This window comes from Streptomyces sp. NPDC000404 (assembly GCF_040300365.1).
In the GTDB taxonomy this organism is placed as follows: Bacteria; Actinomycetota; Actinomycetes; order Streptomycetales; family Streptomycetaceae; genus Streptomyces; species Streptomyces ramulosus.
The window spans coordinates 286,915-310,715 of the sequence record NZ_JBEPDN010000011.1; the positions used below are offsets into that span (position 1 = coordinate 286,915).

At 68.3% G+C, this 23,801-nt stretch carries 21 protein-coding genes, 1 tRNA gene and 1 pseudogene; 15 read left to right on the forward strand and 8 right to left on the reverse strand.

Annotated features, from left to right (window positions below; translation table 11 throughout):
* Nucleotides 1–10: 10 nt before the first annotated feature.
* Nucleotides 11–1,348: a CDP-glycerol glycerophosphotransferase family protein gene (locus ABT345_RS22720; protein ID WP_345084356.1), complete on the reverse strand. Its 1,338-nt coding sequence runs from the start codon at nucleotides 1,346–1,348 to the stop codon at nucleotides 11–13.
* A gap of 820 nt (nucleotides 1,349–2,168) precedes the next feature.
* Between ABT345_RS22720 and ABT345_RS22725 the strand changes: the two genes are divergently transcribed.
* Both ABT345_RS22725 and ABT345_RS22730 read left to right on the forward strand, forming a co-directional pair.
* Entirely contained in the window at nucleotides 2,169–2,891 is a 723-nt protein-coding gene (locus ABT345_RS22725) for a helix-turn-helix transcriptional regulator (protein ID WP_345084353.1), read from the forward strand.
* A gap of 342 nt (nucleotides 2,892–3,233) precedes the next feature.
* Entirely contained in the window at nucleotides 3,234–3,665 is a 432-nt protein-coding gene (locus tag ABT345_RS22730; RefSeq protein ID WP_386460451.1) for a DoxX family protein, read from the forward strand.
* Between the two features lie 146 nt (nucleotides 3,666–3,811).
* Here the strand turns inward: ABT345_RS22730 and ABT345_RS22735 are convergent.
* A tRNA-Arg gene (locus tag ABT345_RS22735) sits at nucleotides 3,812–3,911 on the reverse strand.
* A gap of 158 nt (nucleotides 3,912–4,069) precedes the next feature.
* Between ABT345_RS22735 and ABT345_RS22740 the strand changes: the two genes are divergently transcribed.
* On the forward strand, nucleotides 4,070–5,212 hold the full coding sequence (locus ABT345_RS22740) for a hypothetical protein (RefSeq protein ID WP_345084350.1): 1,143 nt from the start codon (nucleotides 4,070–4,072) through the stop codon (nucleotides 5,210–5,212).
* A gap of 468 nt (nucleotides 5,213–5,680) precedes the next feature.
* Here the strand turns inward: ABT345_RS22740 and ABT345_RS22745 are convergent, their stop codons facing one another.
* The 3 genes from ABT345_RS22745 to ABT345_RS22755 all read right to left on the reverse strand — a co-directional run bounded on the left by ABT345_RS22745 (nucleotide 5,681) and on the right by ABT345_RS22755 (nucleotide 8,592).
* On the reverse strand, nucleotides 5,681–7,357 hold the full coding sequence (locus tag ABT345_RS22745) for a hypothetical protein (protein WP_345084347.1): 1,677 nt from the start codon (nucleotides 7,355–7,357) through the stop codon (nucleotides 5,681–5,683).
* A 265-nt stretch (nucleotides 7,358–7,622) separates the two neighbouring features.
* Complete coding sequence (locus tag ABT345_RS22750) at nucleotides 7,623–7,928, reverse strand: hypothetical protein (RefSeq protein WP_345084344.1); 306 nt, start codon at nucleotides 7,926–7,928, stop codon at nucleotides 7,623–7,625.
* Nucleotides 7,929–8,022: 94 nt separating this feature from the next.
* Nucleotides 8,023–8,592 carry a hypothetical protein gene (locus tag ABT345_RS22755; RefSeq protein ID WP_345084341.1) on the reverse strand — a complete coding sequence of 190 codons (570 nt, stop codon included), beginning with the start codon at nucleotides 8,590–8,592 and terminating at the stop codon, nucleotides 8,023–8,025.
* Nucleotides 8,593–8,941: 349 nt separating this feature from the next.
* On the opposite strand from ABT345_RS22755, the gene ABT345_RS22760 reads away from it, so the two are divergent.
* Nucleotides 8,942–9,859: a DUF317 domain-containing protein gene (locus ABT345_RS22760; protein ID WP_345084338.1), complete on the forward strand. Its 918-nt coding sequence runs from the start codon at nucleotides 8,942–8,944 to the stop codon at nucleotides 9,857–9,859.
* Here the strand turns inward: ABT345_RS22760 and ABT345_RS22765 are convergent.
* From ABT345_RS22765 to ABT345_RS22775, 3 genes and pseudogenes are all read right to left on the reverse strand, one after another.
* Nucleotides 9,763–11,160, reverse strand: a complete 1,398-nt coding sequence (locus ABT345_RS22765) for a phospholipase D-like domain-containing protein (RefSeq protein WP_345084335.1) — start codon at nucleotides 11,158–11,160, stop codon at nucleotides 9,763–9,765. The genes ABT345_RS22760 and ABT345_RS22765 overlap by 97 nt on opposite strands.
* Nucleotides 11,147–14,575, reverse strand: coding sequence for an AAA domain-containing protein (locus tag ABT345_RS22770; RefSeq protein WP_345084332.1), 3,429 nt, complete (start codon nucleotides 14,573–14,575; stop codon nucleotides 11,147–11,149). Before ABT345_RS22770 ends, ABT345_RS22765 begins: the two co-directional genes overlap by 14 nt.
* A 98-nt stretch (nucleotides 14,576–14,673) precedes the next feature.
* Nucleotides 14,674–15,463, reverse strand: a pseudogene (locus ABT345_RS22775) (IS5 family transposase).
* Between the two features lie 480 nt (nucleotides 15,464–15,943).
* On the opposite strand from ABT345_RS22775, the gene ABT345_RS22780 reads away from it, so the two are divergent.
* The 11 genes from ABT345_RS22780 to ABT345_RS22830 all read left to right on the forward strand — a co-directional run bounded on the left by ABT345_RS22780 (nucleotide 15,944) and on the right by ABT345_RS22830 (nucleotide 23,795).
* Nucleotides 15,944–16,684 carry a TRADD-N-associated membrane domain-containing protein gene (locus tag ABT345_RS22780; protein ID WP_345084329.1) on the forward strand — a complete coding sequence of 247 codons (741 nt, stop codon included), beginning with the start codon at nucleotides 15,944–15,946 and terminating at the stop codon, nucleotides 16,682–16,684.
* Between the two features lie 255 nt (nucleotides 16,685–16,939).
* A complete protein-coding gene (locus tag ABT345_RS22785) occupies nucleotides 16,940–17,593 on the forward strand; it encodes an HAD-IA family hydrolase (protein ID WP_345084326.1) in 654 nt (217 codons plus the stop codon).
* A gap of 89 nt (nucleotides 17,594–17,682) precedes the next feature.
* Entirely contained in the window at nucleotides 17,683–18,885 is a 1,203-nt protein-coding gene (locus ABT345_RS22790; RefSeq protein WP_345084323.1) for a helix-turn-helix domain-containing protein, read from the forward strand.
* A gap of 194 nt (nucleotides 18,886–19,079) precedes the next feature.
* On the forward strand, nucleotides 19,080–19,205 hold the full coding sequence (locus ABT345_RS22795) for a hypothetical protein (protein WP_345084321.1): 126 nt from the start codon (nucleotides 19,080–19,082) through the stop codon (nucleotides 19,203–19,205).
* Nucleotides 19,206–19,250: 45 nt separating this feature from the next.
* Complete coding sequence (locus ABT345_RS22800) at nucleotides 19,251–19,526, forward strand: hypothetical protein (RefSeq protein ID WP_345084318.1); 276 nt, start codon at nucleotides 19,251–19,253, stop codon at nucleotides 19,524–19,526.
* Nucleotides 19,523–19,717: a hypothetical protein gene (locus ABT345_RS22805; RefSeq protein ID WP_345084316.1), complete on the forward strand. Its 195-nt coding sequence runs from the start codon at nucleotides 19,523–19,525 to the stop codon at nucleotides 19,715–19,717. Before ABT345_RS22800 ends, ABT345_RS22805 begins: the two co-directional genes overlap by 4 nt.
* 65 nt (nucleotides 19,718–19,782) lie before the next feature.
* Entirely contained in the window at nucleotides 19,783–20,670 is an 888-nt protein-coding gene (locus ABT345_RS22810) for a glycosyltransferase family 8 protein (RefSeq protein ID WP_345084313.1), read from the forward strand.
* Nucleotides 20,667–21,545: a phosphotransferase gene (locus ABT345_RS22815; RefSeq protein ID WP_345084310.1), complete on the forward strand. Its 879-nt coding sequence runs from the start codon at nucleotides 20,667–20,669 to the stop codon at nucleotides 21,543–21,545. Before ABT345_RS22810 ends, ABT345_RS22815 begins: the two co-directional genes overlap by 4 nt.
* Complete coding sequence (locus ABT345_RS22820) at nucleotides 21,545–22,276, forward strand: glycosyltransferase (RefSeq protein ID WP_345084307.1); 732 nt, start codon at nucleotides 21,545–21,547, stop codon at nucleotides 22,274–22,276. Before ABT345_RS22815 ends, ABT345_RS22820 begins: the two co-directional genes overlap by 1 nt.
* Nucleotides 22,273–23,187 carry a PIG-L deacetylase family protein gene (locus ABT345_RS22825; protein WP_345084304.1) on the forward strand — a complete coding sequence of 305 codons (915 nt, stop codon included), beginning with the start codon at nucleotides 22,273–22,275 and terminating at the stop codon, nucleotides 23,185–23,187. The genes ABT345_RS22820 and ABT345_RS22825 overlap by 4 nt, the downstream gene beginning before the upstream one ends.
* Nucleotides 23,181–23,795 (forward strand): hypothetical protein, encoded by a 615-nt coding sequence (locus ABT345_RS22830; RefSeq protein WP_345084301.1) that lies wholly within the window; start codon nucleotides 23,181–23,183, stop codon nucleotides 23,793–23,795. The genes ABT345_RS22825 and ABT345_RS22830 overlap by 7 nt, the downstream gene beginning before the upstream one ends.
* Nucleotides 23,796–23,801: the final 6 nt, after the last annotated feature.

Genomic DNA, 23,801 nt, shown 5'->3' on the forward strand with positions numbered 1-23,801 from the left:
CCCGCCGCGGTCATCCGGCGCTGCCGCCGCCGTCCTTGGCCGGGGCGACCGTCACCCGGTGGCGGGCCCGGGCGGTCCGTACCGTCAGCCCGTGCGCGATCAGGCTGTGCGGCGCCGTGCCCGCGGACAGGCAGGCGAACAGCGCCGAGGCGAGCGCGGCGGGGTCGGCGGCCGAGGCGTCGGCGGTGAGCGTGAGCGTGACGCCGGTGCGGGTGCGGACGGTGCAGGCGCCGGGGGCGTCGACGTAGACGGCGAGGGCGCACTGCGGATGGCGGGTGAGCACCTCGGCGCACCAGGCCGCGGGTGGGCCCAGCCGCGGATCGTCCGCCGCGCCGTGCCGGAAGATCACATCCGCCGCGGCCACCGCCTCCCGGTCCGCGGTGTCCTCGTGCGCCGCCAGATGCGCCTGGACGGGCGCGCCGCCCTCGGGCTCGTCGGGCTCCTCCGGTTCGTACGACGGTTCCGCGTGGCGGCGCAGCGCCACCTCGTACGGGCCGAGGAGGCGGGTCAGGACGCGGAGCGAGGTGGTGTGGCGCGGCGGCGTGTGGTCGGGCAGCGGCAGCGGGTCGAGGAGGGCCGGGGCGTCGGGTTCGGGGATGCCGATGAGGCCGTGGAAGAGGGCGCGCAGCAAGGCGGCCGACTTGCCGGGGACGGAGGTGGTGAGTTCGGCGGGCCCGGGGTGCGGCCGGTGGTCGTCGACGGCGGAGTCCAGCTGCGGGCGCAGGGGCCGGATCGGGTCGAGGCGGGGCGCGGTGCGGACGAAGCCGGCGACGGGCGAGGCGGGGTCGAGCCCGTCGAGCGGGGCGGCGCCGAGGAGGACGGGCGTGCCGAGCGCGGCGGCGTAGTACGTCACCGAGCCGTGGTCGCCGATGACGAGGTCGGCGGCGAGCAGCGCCTGGCGCCACTCGGTCAGTGGGTCGAGCAGCGCCAGGCCGCCGCGGCGCGCCCGCTCCAGCCAGGCCCGCACCTGGCCCGGGCCGTGGCCGTGCCAGATGTTGGGGTGGAGGACGGCGGCGAGCCGGTAGTCGTCGGCGGGCAGCTCGCCGGTCAGCCGGGGGAGGAGCGAGGGCAGCAGGTCGTCGCCGCCGTCACCGAAGAGCGAGGCCGGGTTCCAGGTCGAGTTGAGGACGATCAGCCGCTGCCCGGCCCGCAGCCCGAGGGCCCGGCGGAAGCGGTCGCGGTAGGGGCGGGCGTCCAGCAGCCGGTCGAAGCAGGGGTCCCCGGCGAGGACCGCGGTGTGCGCGGCGGCCGGACACGCCTCCCGCAGCCGCGCGAGCTGCTCGGGGTGGGAGAGCACCATGGCATCCGCGATCGGCTCCCCGTCGGCGAGCAACCACGCATCCGACATCCCGAACACCGGGTCCGGCGTCCGGCGTCCGGCGTCCGGCGTCCGGCGTCCGGCGTCCGGCGTCCGGCGTCCGGCGTCCGGCGTCCGGCGTCGCCAGCGTTTTATTGTAGCCAACCCCGTGCGACAAAACGGCCAACTTGCCGCAAAGCTCATGGAGTTGGCCGCCGAAGCTGGCCGAGACGGCGAGGTCCACCCGCGTCCGCAGCGCCTGCGCCCACGGCAGTACGGGCACCCCGACCTCGGCCAGCAGCTCCGGCACCCCGGCCTGGAAGGGGGACGAGCCGGTGCAGGTGGCCAACAGCTGGATGCGCCAGTCACGGAGCAGCGGCAGAACGTCGAGCAGCCGGGTCGCCGAGGTCACGTTGTGCACCACGAGCAACACCCGCCGCACCGACCCCCGGGTGTCCCACCGGCCACCCTCGCCGCCCACGGGCACCCGTATCCACGCCCCGCCACTCCCGCCCACGGTTCCCCCTCCGTTGCCTCGCCCGCCCCTGACGCCCCGCCCGCGCCCCGGACCGGCGAGCCGCCGCCCGGGCGGTCCCGTACGCCGTGGCCGGCGCGCGGGGCCGGGGCTGCGTGAGGGGTCATGATCTCATCGGGGGCGTTCCGCCTCCGTGACGGCGCCGCTGCCGCCGGTCGCCACCGAACTGCCCGAGATCACGAACACCGCCCGAGATCGCGAACGCGGTCATTCCGCCAACAAATCTTGGTCCTGTGCGCGGAAGGCATCGGCAGGCCCCTGAATGCCCAGGTCCCACGCTCGGGCGCGCCGAGTTCCACCGGTTGCGCCCACCAGCGTGCGCGTTACGGTGAAGACGTGGCCTCTGACACCACGCCGCAGAATCCTGCCGGCGATGCCGCGATCGAGTCCGTCAGCGCCCTCGGCGAGGACTCCCGGCGACAGATGTACGCGTTCATCCGACGTCAGCGCCGCCCCGTGACGCGGGACGAGGCAGCCGCCAGCGTGGGCATCTCCCGCAAGCTCGCCGCCTTCCACCTCGACAAGCTCGTCGACGCCGGCCTGCTGCATGCCCGGTACGCCCCGCCCGGCGGGATCCGTAAGGTCGGCCGCCGGCCCAAGGTGTACGAACCCACGGACGGCCACATCCACGTCAGCATCCCCGACCGCCGTCACGAACTGCTGGCCGACCTCCTGCTGGAGGCCGTCCTGACCGAGGACGACGGTGAATCCGCGACCCACGCCGCCCTGCGCACCGCCCGCCGGCGCGGACGGGAACTGGGCGAGAGCGAGCGGGCGGCGGCCCGTTACGGCCGGCTCGGCGCGGAGCGCGGGCTGAGCGTCTGCGAGCGGATCCTCGACCGGCACGGCTTCGAACCGGTCCGTGAAACCCCCACCGAACTCCGGCTGCTCAACTGCCCGTTCCAACCTCTGGCGGCCAAGGCCCCCGAGCTGGTGTGCGGCATGAACCACGCCTTCATCGCCGGCTGTCTGCAGGGCCTGGAGGTCGGCGGAGTGGCGGCGAAGCTCGCCCCGTGCCCCGGGGAGTGCTGCGTCCGGCTGGGCCCTGACAAGGGGTGATGCGCAGCCCTCCTCACCGCAACGACGTCTTCGAGGCCTCGACCGAGGACGTCACCGACGCCGCCTGACGCCACCACCGAGCAGGTCAGCAGGGCCGGCACACGGGTGCGGCGCCGAGGCGGCGGACGGGCGGCGTCACGGAGGGGACCCGGCGTCCTCATACCGGAGCATTCCCATGATCACCAAACTCATGACCCACCACCGCCCCGCGGCCACGAAGCACTCCACGGCCACGGCGCGATCCACGGCCCCGGCGGGATCGACGGCGCACGGTCCGCTCGCTCCGGTGTCGTCCGCATCCGACTGGGGCTGCTGCTGATCAGGCTGACGTTCGGGCTGCTGATGGCCGGTCATGGCTCCGAGAAACTCTTCGGGATCCTCGGCGGCCCCGGCCTGACGGAGACCGGAAGGGGCTTCGCCGCCCTCGGCTACCAACCCGGAAAGCTCTTCGCCGTGATCGGCGGCCTGTCCGAATTCCTCGGCGGCCTCGGCCTGGCCCTCGGGCTGCTCACCCCGCTCGCCTCCGCCGCCCTCATCGGCGTCATGATCAACGCCATGGCGACCGTCACCGGAGCCAACGGCCTCTGGGCGACGAGCGGCGGCGTGGAATACAACGTGGCCATCGCCGTGGTCGCCCTGGGCATCGCCGCCATCGGCCCCGGCCGGCTGGCCGTGGACCACTTCTTCCGCTGGGGCAGGGGCGGCTGGCCACAGGCCGCCCTCGCCCTCGGTCTGGGAGGCATCGCCGCTGCGGTCACCCTGACACTTCTCTGAACTGACACTTCTCTGAACTGCGTCGCGCCTGCGCCCGACGCGGCGCCGAGGGGCCGCAGGGACCCCACTCCGAGAAGGCATCGATCCGCCGGAAAGCCACCTCTGACCAGCAAAAAGACCCTCCCGAAGGAGGGTCTTGCGCGGAGCGCCCCCGGCAGGACTCGAACCTGCGGCCAAGTGCTTAGAAGGCACCTGGTGGAGGTGAGAGCGGAAAGTCTCTGACCTGCACGTATGCACAGTCCTGGCGGCCCGGCGGGAAAAATTTCGACGTTTTCGGGCGACCGGCATCACCTTCCGCCGAGTTCACTGCGGCTGGCGCCGACTGCCGTGGGCCGAAGGCTTGTGGGGCCCAGGAAACGGGCATCTTCGTTCGCGCCCAGCACACCGTTACGCTCTGCGCGCTCATGCGTCGAACAGATGTGGATCCGATCTTCTCCTCCGCCGAGCTTCCGATCGCGGCTGAACGCGTCCTCAGCCTTCGCCCCCTGCGCTTCGGGCAGCTTGCCCGTAGGTGGGCCGTAGATGTCTCCGCGGCCGACCTCACCTCGGTGGCCGCTCCGGTTGATGCCGCACGCCGTCTCTGGGCCGGCCGCGGTTACCTCGGAGAGACAGGCGCGAACAGGAGGCTGGCCCAAATGCTGGAGGAACGGCCCGAGGATTTTGGTGCCGCGGGCCACATCGTGCTGGGCGCGGAGGCAGTTGAACTGCATCCGAGTTTCGGCCCGTTCGGTGATTCCCTGCACATCATCGGTCCAGAGTGCATCGACGGCCTCCAGCGTCTGAAGATCATCGCCGCCATGGAGGGCCGGCTGTCGCATGAGCACCTTCAGCGTTCCGTCATCCGCCTGGAGATCTGCTGCGGCCCTGAGAGGGATCGAGCTCGCCGTGCCCACGACGGTGCTGAAGAGTGCCTCAACCCGTCAACGGCCCAGGATCGCCTGATTCGGTGCCCCGACATCGTCCGCCTGATGGAACAGGACTGGGAGAAGGGAAGCTTCGACCCGCGTCGAGGTATGACGACAGGGCCCCATGAACCGCGATTCTCCATGGCCGATGTGACGTCCGCCCTGGCTTGCCTGTCGGTCGACCCGGATCCGATCGCGGCGCATCAGGCTGCCACCCCCGAAGGACGGGAAGCGCTCTGGTCCGACCGGTTCTCTCCGGTCTACCGCAGCCTCTTCCACGGGCGGATGTCACCGGTAGGCGTCATGCGTGCCGTGGAGGCATGGGAAGTCGCTCATTCAGCGCTGGCGGCGATGCCGAGGAAGGTTCGGCAGGGGTACGGCCACTTGATCGAGTACGCGCCCGAACTGATCTGCTGGAAGGCTTGCCGCTCAATCCCCCACCAGCTTCCCCTGCACTTGCTGCACCACGATTCCAAGTCGGCCTTTCCGTGGGAGCAGGTAATCGAGCGTGACCTCCCTGCCGTCACTGTGCGAACGGCCAAGTCGTTGGTCGCGCGTTACAGGGAGGTCCGTCCAGAGCGCAGGCGCTCGTACAAGGCGGAGGCGCCGGAACTCGACCTGTGGAGAGAGCTCGCCTGGTGAGGGGCGATGCGTAAGACCCCGAGGACGGCTCTCGCCCGGGTTCGTCAGCGACTGGTGACTCATTGGCGACAGAACTCTCGCCGTGGGGTACTTCGAGGAGAAGTAGGGCCCTGGACTCGGAAGCCATCGAGACCCCTGCCACTGTCGCTGAGTGCATTCGGGTCAGGGCTCGGGCAGCGCGGGATGGTGCCGATGTGATTCTGCGCGTATCTCCGCTGCGTTTCGCATCCGGAACCACCGCTTTGCAAGTGGGGTCGAATCCGTGATCGAGGATGTACGTGTCTGCCGGGTGGTGCTGTCCTTGCAGGACAGCACCACCCGGCAAGTTGCTTGATCCCGTCCGTGACGGCTGGTGCTCTGCCGTCCGCTCACGCATCGCGCACGCATTCCGGCCCTCTGATCGGCCGTCTTCTGGCAGCGCAGGCCCGCGTCATAGGGGTGTCCGCCTAATACGAGTTGTGTCGCCAGCTACTGGCTTTGGTTGTGCACTGCCCGGAGGATGACGAGTGCAGCCAGCAGCACGAGCGCGACGTGGTGGTGCTTCGGCGGCCCCTCCCGCAGATCGTGCAGCTCGACGTTGCGGAGGTTCAGCCCTTCCTTCGGGTCGGCTAGGAGGAGCCGGAATGTTGTCTGCCATCCGACTTCAAATCCGGCTCCCGGCATCTTGTCGATCAGGGTTCCCATCTGGTCGACCACGCCGGCTTTATCCCCCTTGGCAGGCTGGACGATCGGCACCCCCGCAGCCCTGAGATACCGGCGGAGCAAACCCTCGACGAGTGGCAGGGCGATCTTCGCAGCGGTCGGTTCCTGGTACCAGTACGACCGGAACGCAGTGGCAAGCTCGGCCATCTTCGCTGGCGGTGCCACCTCACCGCTGCAGGCGAAGATCCGTGCGAGGTCGGCGTCGCTCGGGTTGAAGCGGCGCCAGATGCAGTCGAGCTGGTGCGCGATGAGTAGGCCGACGAGTTCCATCCGGACGATGCGCAGGTCAGCGCCGGGTTCTTCCTCCACCGCCTTGAGGTGGGTCAGCACGGGACCGGCCAGGTTGAGCCTGTTCATCGGCAGTCTCACCAATCCAGCCGCCAGCTCCTGCTGGGTATCGGTGGCCGACTCATCATCCCCGACTGGCGCGTCCCAGGCCGCCACCCTCCAGAGCGCGTCCCGAAGGTCTGCCGCCTGGGCAATGTGTGCTTCGCACGCGTCGAATGGTTGGAGAGGTAATTCCACCTGTGTGGTGAGGGTCTCGAGCTTGAGGTCCTCGGCCGTGAGCTTCTGCAGGTCGCTGCGGACATCATCAAAGACGTCGGTGAGACCACTATCCCGGGCATGGATGGCTGCGTCGTTGAGCAGGTACAGCCTGGTCAGCCCGCTCTCGGCATCGGCTGCTCGGATGATGGCCTCGGCGACTGCACAATCAGCCTGCTCTTTCCCCGTGCTGTCGGCTTCCAGCGCGCGCAGGTCCTTGAGGAAGATCACCTGGGTGTGGACGTCGTCCTGGAACACAGTGATCGCCTTCTCCACCACCGGCCGGGCCACTTGCTTCCACGCCTTCCGCTCCAGCAGGGGGGCAATCAGTAGACCCACGAGGCCAGCCGCCGGATCCGGCCCGCTCAGCGACTCATCTGCCATGGCCAGCATGTCCTGGACCAGGATGTTCTGGAGGTCCTTCTGTCCGGCCGACACGGCCAGCGTGAAGCCGCGGACCAGGCACTCACCCGCCCGCCACAGACCGAGCACCACCGCGTGTGCAGCGGCGAACCAGAGGGCGGCTTCCTGATAGGCCATGACGGAGGACCGCACGTGCTGGTAGCGCTGGCCGTGGCCGGCAGCGGCCAGCAAATCGTGTAGGCGTGCACGAACACCAGGGTGCTCGGCCGTCTCGGCGTAGGTGGCCCAGACCTCCAGCGTCTTGGCCGGAACCTGCGTGATATCGCTCGGCCACGACTCTGGCGCCGCCCCTACGTATACGCCGACGAATGCCCCATCCCGCATCTGGTAGAGGGCAGCGGCCCGGATTGCCTCAAGCTCACACGCGTTGGTTGCCGCATCCTTCGCGATCGCTACACCGAGCCGATCGGCCAGCTGATCGAACGACACGAACCCTTCTGTCGCCTTGTCCAGCGCGCCCAGAACATGATCAGGCATCGGCCAACTCCCCTCGACCCGAACATCAAGGTGTGCAACGAGCTGGCCTGGCCTGACGTTCCGCGGAGCGCTTCACCGGAACTGCTGCGCTTGAGACCTCGGCGACAAAGCGTCGTTGTCCGCTGTCATCCGCCCCAGTCGTTTGACAGCGAACGCAGCCGTTTCGGCTGGCTGTGGTTGTGAACCCAATCGTGTGCGGTGAAAGTGCTGGTGGGCAGCCCAGCCCGAGGGCGTTCGCGGTCACACACTCCATGCTCTGGTCGTCCTACTGGTGGTCGAGGGGTTCGGCGGCATACGTGCCGTCGCCGAGCGGGGCATCGGTCAGTTCGAAGCGCTGGGACAGACTGCCGACCCGGCGGGTGACGACGCTGCCGGGGGCCCGGGTGGTCTCGTAGTACAGAGGGGTGCCGTCGGCGCCGGTGGTGCCCAGCAGACTGAAGCGGCGCAGCACGCGGGGAGGTGTCGGGGTGGTCCGGCGACGCCGGCAGAGCCGGTTGGCTGCGGCGGCGAGAACGGTGACGACCAGACCGACTGCAATCGGAATCAGGAACTTGTCGAAGAGGGCGGACACGGCGGTATCACTCCTGCGAGGCGGGTAAGGCCCGCCGCGGTGACGGGCCGCGCCGACTATGCGGCAGGCGGGGTTTAGCCGCGCAACCCCCCGTTCATCTGGTAGCTCCGTCCGGGAAGTTGGGAGCGGTCGGCGGATCTTCGTACAGCGCGCGCGGCACGTCGGCGTCGGCCGCCCAGCTCGGATGCACGGCGAACGCGGACGGCGCCTCCCCGTCCCAGGGGGGCCGGGGCGCGGCGTCGTAGTGGGCGAGGGCGTCGCGGAAGACGGGTAGATCCTCACCGGACATCTCGTAGGCCGATGCCTGCCGCCATCCGTCCTGCGGGCCGCCGCCGTAGATCACGGTGACCGGCGCCTCGGTACCTTCGGGCCACCAACCGTGCTTGACGCCGCGCTTGAGTGCGTAGGACAGGGCCACGGTGGGGCCGCGCAGTCCGCGCGGGAATGCCTCGCGCAGCACGGCGGCCTCCAGATGGCCGTCGGACTCTACGACCAGGCGCACAAACAGGCGGGCGTCCTCATTGAGTGTGTTCAGGAAGCCCATCGCCCTGTCGATGTCCCATGCGGTGTCGACGGAGACGGCCAGTTCGTCTCGATGCTCGGCGAGCAGGTCGAGCAGTTTGTGCTCGAACTCCTCGCTCGCGCCTTCAATGGTGATCCGCACAAGAACCTTCCCGCAGCACTCTACGTGTTCTCTATCGATCGCTATAGGTAGCGTTGCGGACTGGGGTCTGGGTTGTCTATAGCGACGACGTAGCAGTCTAGAGATCGCCAGCTCTTTGCAGGCGGGGGCATGCCGGATTCGGCAGGGCTCGGTTCGATGGCAAAACGACTGGGTTCGATGTCAACGGACAGTCGTTCGCCGGGGGCAGACAGGACAGATGCCGAAAGGACTAACACCCTGCCGGAAGAACCAGCCCGGCCCTACGGAGCCGCCTCTGCACGCGCACCATCCCATTGGTCCCTCCCGCCCTGATGCACAAGACCCGGTGCACCGGGTCACCCCTCGCCACTTGGCGGGTGACGACGGCGCGCTCGCCGAGCGGGTCGGCGACACTTTGGCCGGCCTCGGCTGGAGTATGTGGGCCACTGCCAGGAGCACGTTGTTGCATGTGAGCCCGGATGAGCTGTGCGGTGCAGAGTGGGTCCTCGCGGCCTACCCGTTCGAGCTGGGCGGCCTGCCTGTTGCCTGGCGGCTGAGCGCGCGTTCGCATCGCAACTCCGCGATGACGGAGCGGAACGCGTACTTCACTGCTGGCAGCCCGTATGAGGCGCTCGCCGATCTCCTCGTTGCGATCGACGCCTGCGCGGCCCGCGACGGCAGCTTCCCAGGGTCCGAGACGGTCCTCAAAGCGCTTACTGCCCAAGGCTGGATCCACGACATGAGTCGCCCCCGCACCACCGCCACGGCCCCTGGGTTCTTCACCAGTATTTCCCTGGAGGTGCTGCCGCCGCTCGTCGAGGACACCGACCCGCACCCTGACCTGGCGGGCTGGCAGGCGTGGGAGGAACTCGTGCTCGGCGCCCCGGAGCTGTGCCACAAGATGAGAGAGGAAGACTGCGTGTTCCGACGACGTGCTCGTGCTCACCGTGAGTTCCGTGAGGCCCAGCGAGAAGCGCTTGCGTTGCTGCAGATGCACTCACTAGAGCCGCCGCCGTTCGACACCGGCCAGGCCGAGCCACCGGCGTCGGCCGGATTGAACGCGGAGGCGACGGTATCCGACTCCCTGCCGTCCCACTTCAGCACACCGTCCCGCCAGGACGTCGCCGGGTTCATGATGCGCTGGCTGCAGCCGCTCGTCATCGACGGTGAAATCCACGCGTGCCCAGACGACTATCGGCGTTGCTCGTCGATCAACTCGAGGTATCGGGCGTACTGGGCGTCAGTGACCTGGCGGTTGCGGATGAGGCTTCCTTCTTCCATGCGGTAGGTGCGGTCGGGATCGCCCTTGAAGGACAGCCAGTTGAAGGAGGTGGTCACCCACACGTCGTCATAGACGAGGACCTTGGCGTGGGTACTCTTGAGCCGGGTAAAGGTGATTTTGTCCTGGTAGCGGGCGACGAGATTGTTGAGTTTCCGGACAGCGGCCAGGTCGGTCTTGGTGTCGTTGTCCTCGTAGCCGTAGGCGATGTCGATCTTCACGCCCCGGGCCAGGCGGGTTTCCAGACGGCTGAGGAACGTCGTGGTGATGATCGCGTTCTTGATCCACGGCGAGATGATCAGGAGACGCCGCCGGGCGTGGGTGAGGGCTTCGTCGAGGATCTCTGCGTGCTCGAAGACGCCGATGGCACGGATCTCGTCTGCCTGAGGTTGGGGTGCCGCAGGCGGGGCCGGCGCGGGGGCCTGGGAGCCGAGCTGGAAGGCAGCCTGTTCGGCGCGATGCTGGGTTACCTCTTGGAGAGGGACGCGGGCCTTTTCCAGGTCGGGTTCCAGGAGGGGGCGCTCAGGCGGCGGTTCGACGGTGATGCCGAGGGCCTTGGCGCCACCGTGACCGATCAGCTCAAGTTCGTGGGCCTGGCTGAGTTCGCCGTCCACGACGACGCCAAGCTGGATTTCGGTGCGGTCCTCGTCGGCGTACACGAGGAGCTTGACCGGGAGGACGCGGCGTGCCTTGGTCTGGCTGATGCTCTTGACCTGGAGCACCTCGCGGTTGGTGGTCCCGTTCTCCCGGAGCAGCGCGGTGATGTCGGCAGCCGTGATGTTGCTTTCATCTACGGGGCCGGACCTTGCAACAGGCAGCACGATCAGGCCGTCTTCTTCGGCCAGTCCGCGCGGCACGGTGGTGCGGCGGTCGTAGGGTGCCACCTTCCCCAACATCTGGTCGTACACGAGTGGCTGGTTGACCCGCACTGGGACGACGGCGGCTGCCTTCTGCGCCGTGGTGCGGCCCTTGTCGGTGAGCCGCAGACCTGGGGTGCGGGCATCGTCTTGTGGAGCAGGCGGTCCCCACCTGAGGTTGTCCGAGCGGAATAGCTCGGCGACGGTCTGGTCCACCATCCGCTCGGGCACGCCGAGCATGCCCGCGACGTCGCGCCCAGTGTTCACGTTGCGGTCGACCAGCCGCAGCACAAACTCGTCCATCAGCGGCAGGCCCTTGCTGTCTTGGGCGAGGACTTCGGCGGTGATCTGTGCGACGGGGAGTGCCGCGTCGACGATGGTGACCAGCTCGAGCCCGGGACGGGCGTGGTGGTAGCGAACAGCCAGGAGACTGTCGGGACTAAAGGTAGGCATCGCGAATCTCGCACTCTTCCGGGTGGCCGCTCATGTAGTCCAGGACGTCGCGCAGGGCCCCGGCCCGACTACGGCAGAATCCGGCGTCACCGATGATCATCAGACCGAAGCGAGCACGGCTGAGGGCAACGTTGATACGGCGCCAGTAAGGCCGGCCGAGGAAGCCGAGTTGACCGCGGTTGTTGCTGCGCGTCACGGAGAACACGGCGAGGTCGCATTCGCGGCCCTGCACCGCGTCGACGGACAACACCTCAGGGGTGATGTGCTTGAGCTTCAGGGCAGCTAGACCTCGCGTGAGTTCCTCTACCTGGCGGCCGTAGGGGGCGATGACCAGGACATCGAGGCGACGCTTGTCTTGAGGGACCTTGATCATCTTTTTGTCGATGGCCTGGTCGATGACCTCGAGGCGACGCATCGCCAGCTTGCTTTCGAGGGGGTTGGAGATGCTGGTCTCCGAGGAGGTCCGCTCGGATTCACGCCGACCGGGTAGGGCGCTGGTGTCCAGCCAGAGGACCGGCTTGTTGATCTGAACGTACCCCGGCAGTGTGTGGTCGTTGGGCGAGATCAGTTGTCCGTCGTAGAAGCAGGTACTGATCATGTTGCCGATCGCCGGCGTCATCCGGTACTGCTCGCGCAGAAGGTGCTTGACTGGTGTATCTGTGCAGTTGGCGAAGTACTGGAACAGTGTGGTCATCACCAGCTCGGGAATGAGCTGGTGATCGGACATGATCTTCTCGTCGCGCAGCAGATCCTCGTCGATGGGAGGCAGCTGGTTGGTGTCACCGACCAGCACCCACCGCTTAGCCCGGGCCAGCGGCACCAATGCCTCGGTTGCGGTCGCTTTGGACGCCTCGTCGAAAATGCACAGATCGAATTCGAGATCCCTCGCTGCGGGGTGACCAAGGAAGCCGAGAGCCGTGCCGCCGATGACGTGCCGAGTCCGCAGGAAGGCGCTGATCAGGTTCTGGTCGGTGCCGATGCGCTGCAGCCACTCACCCTGCAGGCGCAGCAGGTCCATGAGCTCGCGCCCGGGGCCGGACGGGCCAAGAAGGACTTCGACCGAGTCGCGGGCATCGATGGCGCTGAGGTCCTCGCGCAAGGTGAGTTCGCCGGTGAGCATGGATTGGACCTCGGCGAACAGCTCGGCACGCTGTTCGAGCAGCTGCTCTTGGCGGGCGCGAATGGTGACGACTTCCTCGCCGAGATCCCGGGCGGAGCTGGTGCGGTCAGGGGCCGGGCGGCTCGACAGTTCCTCGAGTTTGAACGATACGTGGGTCAGGTTGGCGGCTACGGAGGCGAGTTCCTCCAGTAGCAGGGCGGCTTTGAGGTGCCGGGCCTCCAGCCCGTTGTTGGCGGCCACCGTGTCCAGGTACTTCTCCGCCCGTGCACGAACCCCCTGGGTCCATTTCTTGATCTGCTTGTCGAGGAGCAGCGGCTGGGCGCTCTCGGCAACCCGCGGGTCGTCGACGCGGCCCAGGCGGACGAGGCCGCTGATGCCGGCATCCTCGATGCGCTTGAGCGCATTGTCGATGGCGATATGGGTTTGGCTGACGATGAGGATGCGGGCGTGGGGATCGCGCTTGAGCGTCTGCTCGACGATCTCGGCGATCACCGTCGTCTTGCCGGTGCCGGGCGGCCCCTCGACCAGCAGCAGATCCTGGGTTCCCAGGGCGTGGGCAACGACTTCGCGTTTGCTCTTATCGAGGTCGGCCCGGAACCACTGGGCGACCTCCGCGGGCGGACGTGAGGGAATGGCCGCGGGGTTGTCGATGAACTGCCGAAGGAGTGGGTTGGTCGTCTGTCCGGCAGCAACGGCGCTTAGGGCATCCCGCTGACGGTTGATGGCGCTCTGACTCGGCCCAAGGAATGGCAGCAGGACACCGCGAGAGGGAAGGACCGCCTTGGGGCGCGTCATCCGCAGCACGATGGTGTCGTCGGTCTGGTTGATCACTTCGCCGCGGTCGACGGGCCGGCTATAGGGGTACTCGGCCACGGACCACTCTTCACCGATCTCCACTGCGGTGCCTGGCGCGGCGAGGTGGAAGACGCGAGTGAGGCCGCCTCCCTCTATCCGTTCGTACTCGATGGGCTGCCGGCCGTTTGCCGCCGCCTCCTCGCGAGCCTCCAGGACCCGTCGCCAACCGTCGAACAAGTCGCCGAGCTGGTGGCGCATGCGGTCCTTGGCATGCTCTTCGCGTTCAGTCTGGTGCGCACTGAGGCCGTCCAGCAGCAGGTTGAGCCCGTGATAGGCCGGATCCTCGCCTGGATCGTCGAAGGTCCAGGTGAGGATGGGCCGGAGCTTGAGTGAGGACTCGCGGCGCCTGGCCATCCACTCTTCCGATCGCTCCTCCGCGGAAATGATGACGCACCTGTCGTCGTACTCTTCGTCGCTGACTAGGCGGAGGAATAGCGTGCGGCCGAACACCCGCACCGTGGTGTCGTCGATCTCCTTGGCCTGTGGGTTGTAGCCGTAGTCGACGTGAACGGTGCCGGAGATGTCCGCCAGGATGTCGGACTTCACCTGCACCCAGTCGATCTCTTCGCCGGCCGAGGTGCTGCTCAGTTTCTCGGCTGCCCGGCGGGTCAGTTTCATCCAGAGCGCGTTGCGATGGCGTGCCTCACGGCTGCTGCAGATCTGCTCTGCTTCCAGGAGTCGATGCTCCAGGACGCTGGCGTTCGCCGGGCGCTTCTGCGGGTCGTAGTCGATGCAGGACTTCAGGATGCTACGGATCTCTGGAGCCAGCTCCAGCTCATCGAGTACGGCCGCCAAGTCCGGGTAGTCGCGGGCCTGGTTGCGGGACAGGACCTGGATGGCGAGGACTGCGTAGGCGTAGACGTCACGGACGTACGGGATCGCGTCGCTCTGCTCCGGCGGTGCATACAGGGTCGAGCGGAAGTCGGCCACCGTCTCGTCCGTGGCGACGGCGGCCTTTGAAAGGAGTTTGGCAATCCCGAAGTCGGCGAGCTTGACCGTATCGTCATCGCTCAGCAGGACATTGCCCGGCTTCAGGTCGCGGTGCTCGATTTGGTGCTCGTGCGCGTACGCGAGGGCGGAAGCCAGGGGCCCGCCGATGCGGGAGAAGTAGGCTGGCCAATCCAGAGGACGACCGTCTGCCATCTCATCCTTGAGGCTGCGGTCGATCCACTCCAGTGCGATGAAGTAACGCTCACGCTCGGCGTCCCAGCCAGAGTCGAGCATGTGCACGATGTGGGGATGGTCCAGTGCCTTGAGCGCCGATGTCTCCCGCTCCAGGAAGATCTCGCTGATTGCGTCGTCGCGCTGCTTGAGCAGCTTGACAGCCACGTAGTCGCCGCCTTCGCTGGTGACATCTACGGCCTTGCGTACCTCGGACAGTCCGCCAGGGCGGGGCTCCTGAGGCAGCAGCAGAAACCGGCCGTTGATCGTCTTTCCCACCCACTGCTCCCTGCTGATTGCTGCTGGTACAGCTCCCCCCACTGCCATCTTGCCAGCGCGTGTCTCATCGGATCAGCAGTTTGCTCTAAGACGTCGTTTCACTTGGTGAGTCGGCGGTAGTTGATCAGGCTGGTGGCTATGGGGGTGAAGGCGAGGAAGTGCCCGGGCTTGCGCTCGTAGCTTTGGTGCGACCGGCGGCAGCCGGAGAACCAGGACATGGTGCGTTCGACCACCCAGCGGTGTTGCCCCAGTCGCTGCGAGGACTCTCTCCCGCAGCGGGCTATGCGAGGCGTTATGCCGCATGCTCGGAGCCATCGGCGTTGGTGCTTGTAGTCGTAGCCCTTGTCGCCGTGCAGCTTGTCCGGGCGTCTTTGGCGCGGTCCGCGGCGGCTGCGGACGAGCTGGATGGAGCGCACCAGCGGCTGCAGGGCCAAGCTGTCGTGGGTTTTGGCGTCGGAGATCCCGACTGCGAGGGGCAGGTCGTTGCGCTCGATGATGAGGTGGATTTCCGAGCCGTTCTTACCGCGATCGGTCGGATTCAGTCCCCTCAGGAGCCCTCTTTTGAGGGACGGGGCGCTGACGGAGTCGATGGCCTACCGTGACCAGTCCAGCTCACCGGCAGCTCCAAGCTAGTTGAGGACGACGCGGTGCAGACGGGCCCAGACACGGGTCTTGGACCACTGGGCGAAGCGGCGGTAGGCGGTGGGTCAGGTCGGCCCGAACACCGGCGGCAACTGCCGCCAGGAACAACCGGTAGTGGCAACGAAGGTGATCCCTGCCAGGCACTCACGGTCCCCAGCTCGCCGGCGCCCGCCGTCCTGCGGGCGTAATGATCGACTTCTCCGGCACCTCCCGTCGGAATAGCTCCCATAACTCCTCAGGCGCCATCCACTCAACAAGACTCGTCGTGCCCAGCACAACGACCCATAGCCCCAAAGGAAATGGCGTCTAAGCGGTAGTCGGGCGTAGCTCCCCTACCGGATGGATGGGTAATCGCAGGTGTTGGCGGGCGTCAGGAAACTGTAGGCTGGACGGTAGGGGAATTCGCGCCAGATCCTGCTCATGCAAAGTGGTGAGTGGACGGCACCTCACCTGCGTTGGGGTGTGGACGAGGTGCAGGATCTCCACATCTGCTGGACACACGAGTGTTCAGGGCTGCACGATCACCTCTCATGGACAGCCTGGCCGAGCCCGACAGTCGTGAGACCGCCTCTTCTCGAGCGCGCGGATGGCTTCTTGAGGGATCCGTCGCGCTGGGGTCCCTCGCTCTGTTATGGGGCACAGGATGGGTCGTGAGCAGCCAGGGCGCTGCCAGAGATGGTCCAAGGGATCGTCGGTCTCCTCGGTGTCGGGTTCAGCGTTACCGGCATGGGTTGGTTCGTTCGTCGCAGACTGGCCGCTGACGCGGACCGCTTCGCGGACGGACGTGAGCGCGTACGCGAAACGGAACAGGGACTCGAACGTGCGCTGCAGCCACACCTCGTCACCGATGGCCTGGTGGTGCAGGGCTCAGTGCACGGCGGCGTGATCATCCACTACCCAGGCACGGACGGCTCCGGCGAGACCTCGGAACCAGAGTCAGCCGGTCGAGGAGAAGGCGAGGCCGTCACTGGAGTGGCAAGCGCCCCCACTGCCGAAAGGAAGACGAGGCTCCCGCTTTCCGAACTCTGGGCCGTGACTCACCGGCGTCTCGACCATTATCACGAGATTGCCCTGCGCCAGGCTTCGCGTTCGTTCCGCAATGCCCAGATTGCCATGGGGCTCGGCTTCGTCCTTCTCTTTGCCTTCGTCTTCATGGCGCTGCGCGCCAGTACGACGGCGGGAAGTGTGGTAGCTGGCGGATTGGGAGCCGTTGCGGCCGCGCTGGCCGGGTACGTCAGTCGGACGTTCATCCGCTCCCAGGAAACCGCGGCGGGGCATTTGAGGGCATACTTCGATCAGCCCTTGGAGTTCTCTCGCTACCTCGCTGCAGAACGACTCATCGCTGAAGCTGAGTTGAGCGAGGTGCAGCGCGGCGAAATGCTGGCCACGCTAATCGAAGCAATGGTAATAGCGGGAGACCAGAAATCTGCGGCAAAAGATGCAGCCTCAGAGGCTCCCACCGCTTGAAGAAGCTCACAACGCCTAGTTTCAGGGCTGCAACCGTAGTGTGGAGGCTGGTGAGGCATTTGCCGTCTTCGCAGCATAGTTGGGCGAGGCGACGGGACAGCAGCCTCGGTAGGCCGGTAGGAAGGTCTCGGCGGTGCGGTCGAGGGTGATGCTGGAGGCGAGGATGGGCAGCTCGTGAGGTGCCAGATGAGGGTGGCGGTCTGGCCGGCGCGATAGCGTCGCCGAGAGACCCATCAGGGAAGGAACGATCACCGGATGCCGCACAGGACTGATGTTGCCGACAGGCGCGGCCTGATCCTCGACTTCGCAGGCGTGCTCACGGCCAGTCCTCTCGCCGTCCACCGCGAGTGGTGCGTGTCGGAAGGGCTTGCTCCGGGGGCCTGGCGTAGCACTCTCAACGATCATCCTGAGGGTCGGCGTCTGTACGACGCTCTGGAGATCGGGGAGATCGGGCAGGCCGAGTGGAACGAGGGAACGGCCTCGCTGTTGGGTGCGCATGTGGATCCGGTGAACCTGATGGGGCGGGCCTGGGCCGGGGTGCCTGTGGCCCGCCGGATGGTCGCGCTCGCGCGTGCCGCGCGGGCCGCCGGTCACCGTCTCGCCCTGCTGTCCAACAGCTTCGGCCTCGACCCGTTCAACCCGTACGAACACGTCGGAGTCTGGGACCTGTTCGACGTCCATGTCGTCTCTGAGCTGGTCGGTATGGCCAAGCCTGATCCGGCCATCTATGAGCTCGCCCTGGAACGGATCGGGCTGCCCGCCGAGCGGTGTGTGTTTGTGGACGATCACGCGGTGAACCTTCCGCCGGCGGCCGATCTGGGCATCACCACGGTCCACGTCACGGACGAGGTCGCGGCCGTGGCCGAGCTGGAGGCGCTCCTCGGTGTCACGGCGGCGCTCGCCGCGTGAGTCCAACTGCGTTCTGAGCAAAGGCCGTCGGGCCCGGCGCTCCTGCCAGTACTGTCCGTTTGGGGCCCATCACGCGGAGGTGCTGGAGCATGCAGTGGTCGGAGTACACCACCTCTGAGCGCTTGAAGGCGCTGCGCGGCGGCATGACACAGGAGCAGTTGGCGGAGGCGGCCGGAGTGTCCGTCGGCGTGGTCCGCAAGCTCGAACGTGGCGGAACGGCTTCCCTGCCGTCCCTGCTGTCGATTGCCGACGCGCTCGGTACGGACATCGCTGTGCTCCTCGGCCAGCAGGCTCCACGGCGTTCCATGGACCGCGATGAGCGGGCCGCGTTGCGCCTGGTCTCCGCAGCCACTCATGACGCGGCTATCGGCATCCCCGCCGAGGTCGAGCCGGGCACCGTCGAAGAGCTCCGCGCCGTCGTCCGTCGCGCGGACGCCGCGTACTGGGGAGGCCGGTACACCGAGCTCGGCACTCTCCTGGGGCGGCTCCTTCCGGAGGCGCGGGCCAGGTTCGACGTGGCCGGTCTCGATGAGCGGGAAGCCGCTGCCGGCGTCTTGACCGACACCTTTCAGACGGCGGGCATGGCCGCCAATGTGCTCGGATCACGAGATCTGGCGTATGCGGCGCTGACGTACGGCCGCCAGATTGCCGTGCAGGGCGGGGATGATCTCCGTGACGCGCACCTCGCCGCGACCACCGCGTGGGTCAATCTCCGCGACGGCCGTACGAAGCAGGGGTTCCTCCTCGCCGCGGCCCAGGCCGACCGGATCGAGCCCAAGATGAGCGAGCACGACCCGGACCGGCTCAGCGTCTATGGCCAGCTCGTCACGAACGCTGCTGTCGCCGCCTCCCGGGGCGGCGCGCCCGCCGACAACGCTCGCGAGTACCTCTCCCAGGCCCATGCCGTTGCTGCCCGGATCGGGGACGAGCACGCCCGCGGCTCGCACGCCCAGCCGTACGGGCCGATGTACGCCGCCACGCAGGCCATGAGCATCGCCGTGGCCCTTGGCGATACGGCCGGCGCGCTGCGGCTCATGGACACCGTCCGCCTGGACGACACGGTTCCCCTGGCCACACGGGCCCGTTACGGCCTGGACGTCGCCCTCACCCAGGTCGAATGCCGACGGTGGGACGCCGCCGCCGACACTCTCCAGGCCGTCTGCGAGATGGCTCCGGGATGGGTGCGCCACCAGATGCTTCCCGGCGTCATCATCAGCAGACTCGCCGGCGTGTCCGTCAACCGGCTGCGAGGACTGGCGAACTCCGCGGGTGTACCTCTCGGAGTGCGTTGACCTACGAGCCGAAGTACCACGGCCCGTAGTAGGTACGAGCACCCCATCAGCGCGATCGCTACGGGGCGTGGCACACCTCCGGGCGACCCTGCTTCCGCTGCCACGGGACGTGGCAGTCCGACCGGATACGGAGCCTCTCCACTGCGACGGGCCGTGCCTGGGCACGAACTCCGCAGCCCAGCAGCCTTGTGGGCATGCCGAACAACCCGCCTGGCGGACTCGGGCACGTACCCGTCGCCGTCTACTCCTGCGCCACCACCTCCACCGCCCTCGGCGAGAGCGAGGAGCGTGGTCGCTACTACGCCAACGCCCGGCACTGACATGTCGCCGGTGTCTGGTCCGACCCCGACCCGGCGCTGCCGCTCATGGAGCGGCCGGGTTGGCAGGCCGTCACGGCCGCCCTGTCCGCCGGGATGATCCGGGGCGTCGTCGTCAGCGGCCCGATGCATGTAGCTGCCGACGCCGCCCAGTTCGCGGCTCTCGGCGTTCTCCTCCGCGACCGGGGAGGGTTCCTCGCGGGCGCATCCCACTGCACACCGGCCCGTCGAACCCCTGGCCAGGCCAGGAGCCGTCGCGACCTCGTGGACGCGGCCTCCGGCTGGTTCACGCAGCCGGACACGCACGGGGAGGACGGCTCGTGAGCGCCCGGCGGGCCTGGGTCGGCGACCTCGTCCAGGACGACGACGGACAGCGAGCGATCGTCACCGACGTCCGCGCCAACGGCACCGTGTGGGTGCTGCGGCCACCGACCGAGGGCGGATGCCACTGGGAGACCGACGACCCCGACAGCCTCGAAATCCTCGCCCGCTCCGGAGCCCGGGACAGCCGGTGAGCGCCCGTGCCCACTGCCGAGCCCTCCGTCACGCCCGTGCACCACGCCCGAAAGGCGAAGTCTCCGTGTACGCGTTCGGCCTCTGTATCGACCAGCACTACCTCGTCCCCGGCCTCGCCGCCCTTGCTGGCCTGGCCGACAGCCTCACTCCGGCGGCCCGCCGCGACGCCGCCGTACGGGTGCTCACCATCGACCTCACCGGCGCGCATGCCCTCCTCCTCTCCGACTTCGCCAAGCGGGCCGGCTTCGGCTGTTTCGACCTGCGTCGTTGCTCGCCGCTGCGGTCCTCGCGGATGGCGGATGCTTCGTACATCACCGTCACCACCTACCTGCGGTTCGAGTTCACGTCGGGCTTTGTCCGCAGGCCCTACATGGTCTACGTGGATGCGGACGTCCTCGTCAGGGGCGACCTCACCGACCCGTTGGGGTACGTCGGGCCGGACGAGACCGGCGTCGTGCGGGACGAGTTCAACCCGGCCGTCGGCGAGTGCCCGGCACTGCCCGGAGCCGCCGAGCGCTGGCCTCATCTGCGCGGTCGCCCGTACTTCAACGCGGGCGTGCTCTGGACCCACACCGACCACATGCCCCGCATCCGACGAGGCGTCGAGCAGGCCCTGATCCACGCCCGGCGTCACATCCTCCACAACGACCAGGACGCCCTGAACCTGTGGCTTCTGCGATCCGGCCGAGTCCGCCCGGTGGCCGGTGGCTTCAACCGGTTCGAGGTCGGCCGATTCCTTGAGCGCGGGAACTGGGTACGCCGGGTCGTCACGCGCTCACTGAAGCCTGATCCGGCCGCCGCCCTCGTGCACTTCGTCGGTCCCCAGAAGCCGTGGCAGGCCGACTGCCCCGTCACGGAGGAAGTCGCCGAATACCGAAGGCACCTGGAAAGGACCATGCGTCACGTCCGGCGTCTGGGTGCCGTCGGCGTGGAACCGGCGGGTGTGCGGTGACCGCGGGGGTACCGCCCGCTGTCTCGCGCGCCGCCCTCGCGATGACCGGCGTACCGGCCCGCACCGCCCACCGCCTGTCCGTCCGTACGCGCACCGTCGTCTACCGGGTGGGCCTGGCCGACGGACGCGGTGTCGTGATCAAGCTGTACGCGGCGACCGCACGCCGCAACGCGATCACGGAGAGCGCGGCCATCCGGACCGTGGCCGACCACGTTCCCGTACCAGCCCTCATCGGGTACGGCCCCGTTCCGGGTCACGAGGCGACCGCCCTCGTCACCGCCGACCTCGGTCCGCTCACCCTCGGCAACGCCGTCCGCTCCGGCCGGATCTCCGACGAGCGAGCTTTGAAAGACCTGGCCGGCCTGCTCGGCCGTCTGCACCGGGCGCCCGTCCGGCCGTGGGCCCCGCGCCGGCCGCTCCACGAGCAGGTCACCTCACTGAGCCGCCGCTGCCCGCCCAGCAGTCTCGACCGCATCGCGCCCGCGCTGGCCGCCATCGCCGACGCCGCCCACACGGCGCCCGTGTGGTGCCATGGCGACCTGCACGGCGACAACGTCGTGATCTCCGGCCCCCGAGCCGTCCGTCACCTGGTCGACTTCACCGACGCCGCAGCCGGTCCCCGTGAATCCGACGTCGCCCAGACCCTGGTCATGACCGACGCCCTCTCGACCCTCAGGGCCCGCACGGTCACCGATGCCTATCCCCTTGCCCTCGATCACCGCCTGTTGGCGGCCTGGGCCGTCTTCCACACCCTCCGCTCCTGGGCGCATTCCTCCGCCGGCGACGACCGCGCCTTGTGGGCCCGCCGCCTGGACGACCTCAGCCGGCGGACTCCGCACCTCTTCCGTACGCGCCGCCCGGAAAGGACGCGCTGATGAGCAGCCCTGCCCTGTCGGTAGTGATCCCGGCTTTCAACGAGGCCGCCTACCTGCCCCGTTACCTGCCCTCTGTCCTGGCCTCCCTCGCCCGCTGGGAGGAGGTCACCGGCCGCACGGGCGAGGTGGTCGTCGTCGACAACGCGAGCACCGACGCCACCGCCGACATGGCCGCCTCCTTCGGCGTCCGCGTCGTCACCGAGGCCGTCCGCAGCATCGGTCGTGTCCGCAATACCGGAGCGAGCGCCGCCCGCAGCGGACGCCTGTTCTTCACCGACGCCGACGTGGCGCTGCCCCTGGAGGCGGTCACCGCCGCTGCTGCTGCCATGGACGCAGGGGCCGTCGGCGGCGCCATCCCTCCGCTCTACACGCCCGAGCGGCTGGGCGCCCGCCTGCTGTGCGCGTACTGGGACCACTACCGAACCCGCCGCGGCGGAGCCCAAGGCGTCAACCACTTCTGCACCGCCGACGCCTTCCACCACATCGGTGGGTACCGGGATGACCTGTTCATGAGCGAGGACGTCGAGTTCTTCGCCCGACTCACCGCCCACGGCCAGGCCACCGACCGGCCCGTGACCATCCTCGACGAACTGCGCGTACGCCCGTCGACCCGCCGCTACGACCAGTGGTCGAGCCTCCGGATGCTCTGGTGGCAGAACCCCATGACCGCCCGCCTGCGCCTCCGGTCACCCCGCATGTGGCGCCACTGGTACGAGACGACCGTGCGATGACGAAGGAGACCCCTGTGCAGCCCCAGCCCCTGGTCGACCTGCCGGTGCCGGACGGGCACGGCATCTACACCTTCCCCGACGACCTCCACCGCGCCCACAGGACGCACACCCAGCAGCTCGCCGCCCGCCACCGGATCCACGACCACCGCGTCCTGGAGGTGACCGCACCCCACACCCGCGCCCCGTACTACATCGAGGCCCGCACCCCCGTCGGCCGTCAGGTTCTCGTCATCGAGCCCCACCACGACGACTTCGCCCTCTCCGCCTCGGGCACCTTCCTCGCTCACCCCCGACCGCTGAACATCGCCACCGTCTTCACCCGCTCCCGGAGCGTGCACCCCGCCCTGGAGACCACGTACGCCGACGTCGACACCGTGTCCGAGCTCCGCGACCGCGAGGGTGCCGCCGCGCTCGCACCGTTCGCCGCCCGCCGGTACCTCCTCGGCCACAAGGACGCCGAGCCCCCGTACCGTCCCTACGATCCGGAACTGCTCGACCAGGTCACCGAGGAGCTTCGCCGGATCGCCGTAGCCCACCCCGGCGCCGAACTCCTCGCGCCCGCCGCCGTCACCCGCCACCCCGACCACCTCCTCGTTCACGAGGCGGCCGTCCGCCTCGGCTGCACCTGGTTCTGGGAGGATCTCGCCTTCTGGGCGACGTACGCGCTCGCCGGCTGCGACCAGCACCTGTTCCGTACGCGTACGGGGGCGACGATGCGGCCCGAGCTGGTCGACATCACCGACGTCGTGCTCGACAAGGTCACCATCCTGCGGATGCACGGCTCGCAGATGCACCCGGCCCGGAAGATGTACCGGCCGATCCGGCACGCCTTCACCACGGCGGCCGATCTCGTCGACGGAATCAGCCTCTACGCCGAGCGCTTCTACAGGACGGAGGCGCCGACGTGCTGATCATCGCCCTGGAGGGGCCTTCCTACGCCGGTAAGTCCACGGCCGTACGCCACCTCCGCCAGACCGCCCTCGGCTCGCGGGCGTACGTCTCCGACTGCTACGTCGAGCACATCGCCCACCGCGACGACATCCCTCCGGCCCTCACCGACTCGGCGGCCGCCCAACTCGCCGCCTTTGAGAGGTTCATGGAAATCGAGGCCATCCGCGTCGCCGAGGCCACCGCGAGCGGCAGGCAGCTCGTCATCCTCGACCGCTCCGTGGACACCCTCCTCGCTCACGCGTACGCCCTGGACGCCCTGTTCGGGCATGGCGTCCACCACCAGCTCCGCCACCGGCTCAAGACGCTCCCGTTCCTGCGCCCCGACCACACCCTCTACCTCGACGTACCGGCGGAGACACTCCACCTCCGCCGAAAGACCGTCGGCCACACCACCGCCGAGTCCGAGTACTTCCTCCACGAGGCAGGCTTCCTCCGCCACGCCCGCGATTACTTCGTCCACACACCCCGCCGACCTGTGACGCAAGAGCTCACGGTCTTGGCCGCCGACGCGGGACCGGACGAAGTCGCCCAGGCCGTGGAAGCCCTCGTCGGCTTCTGGGCGCGGTGACCGCCG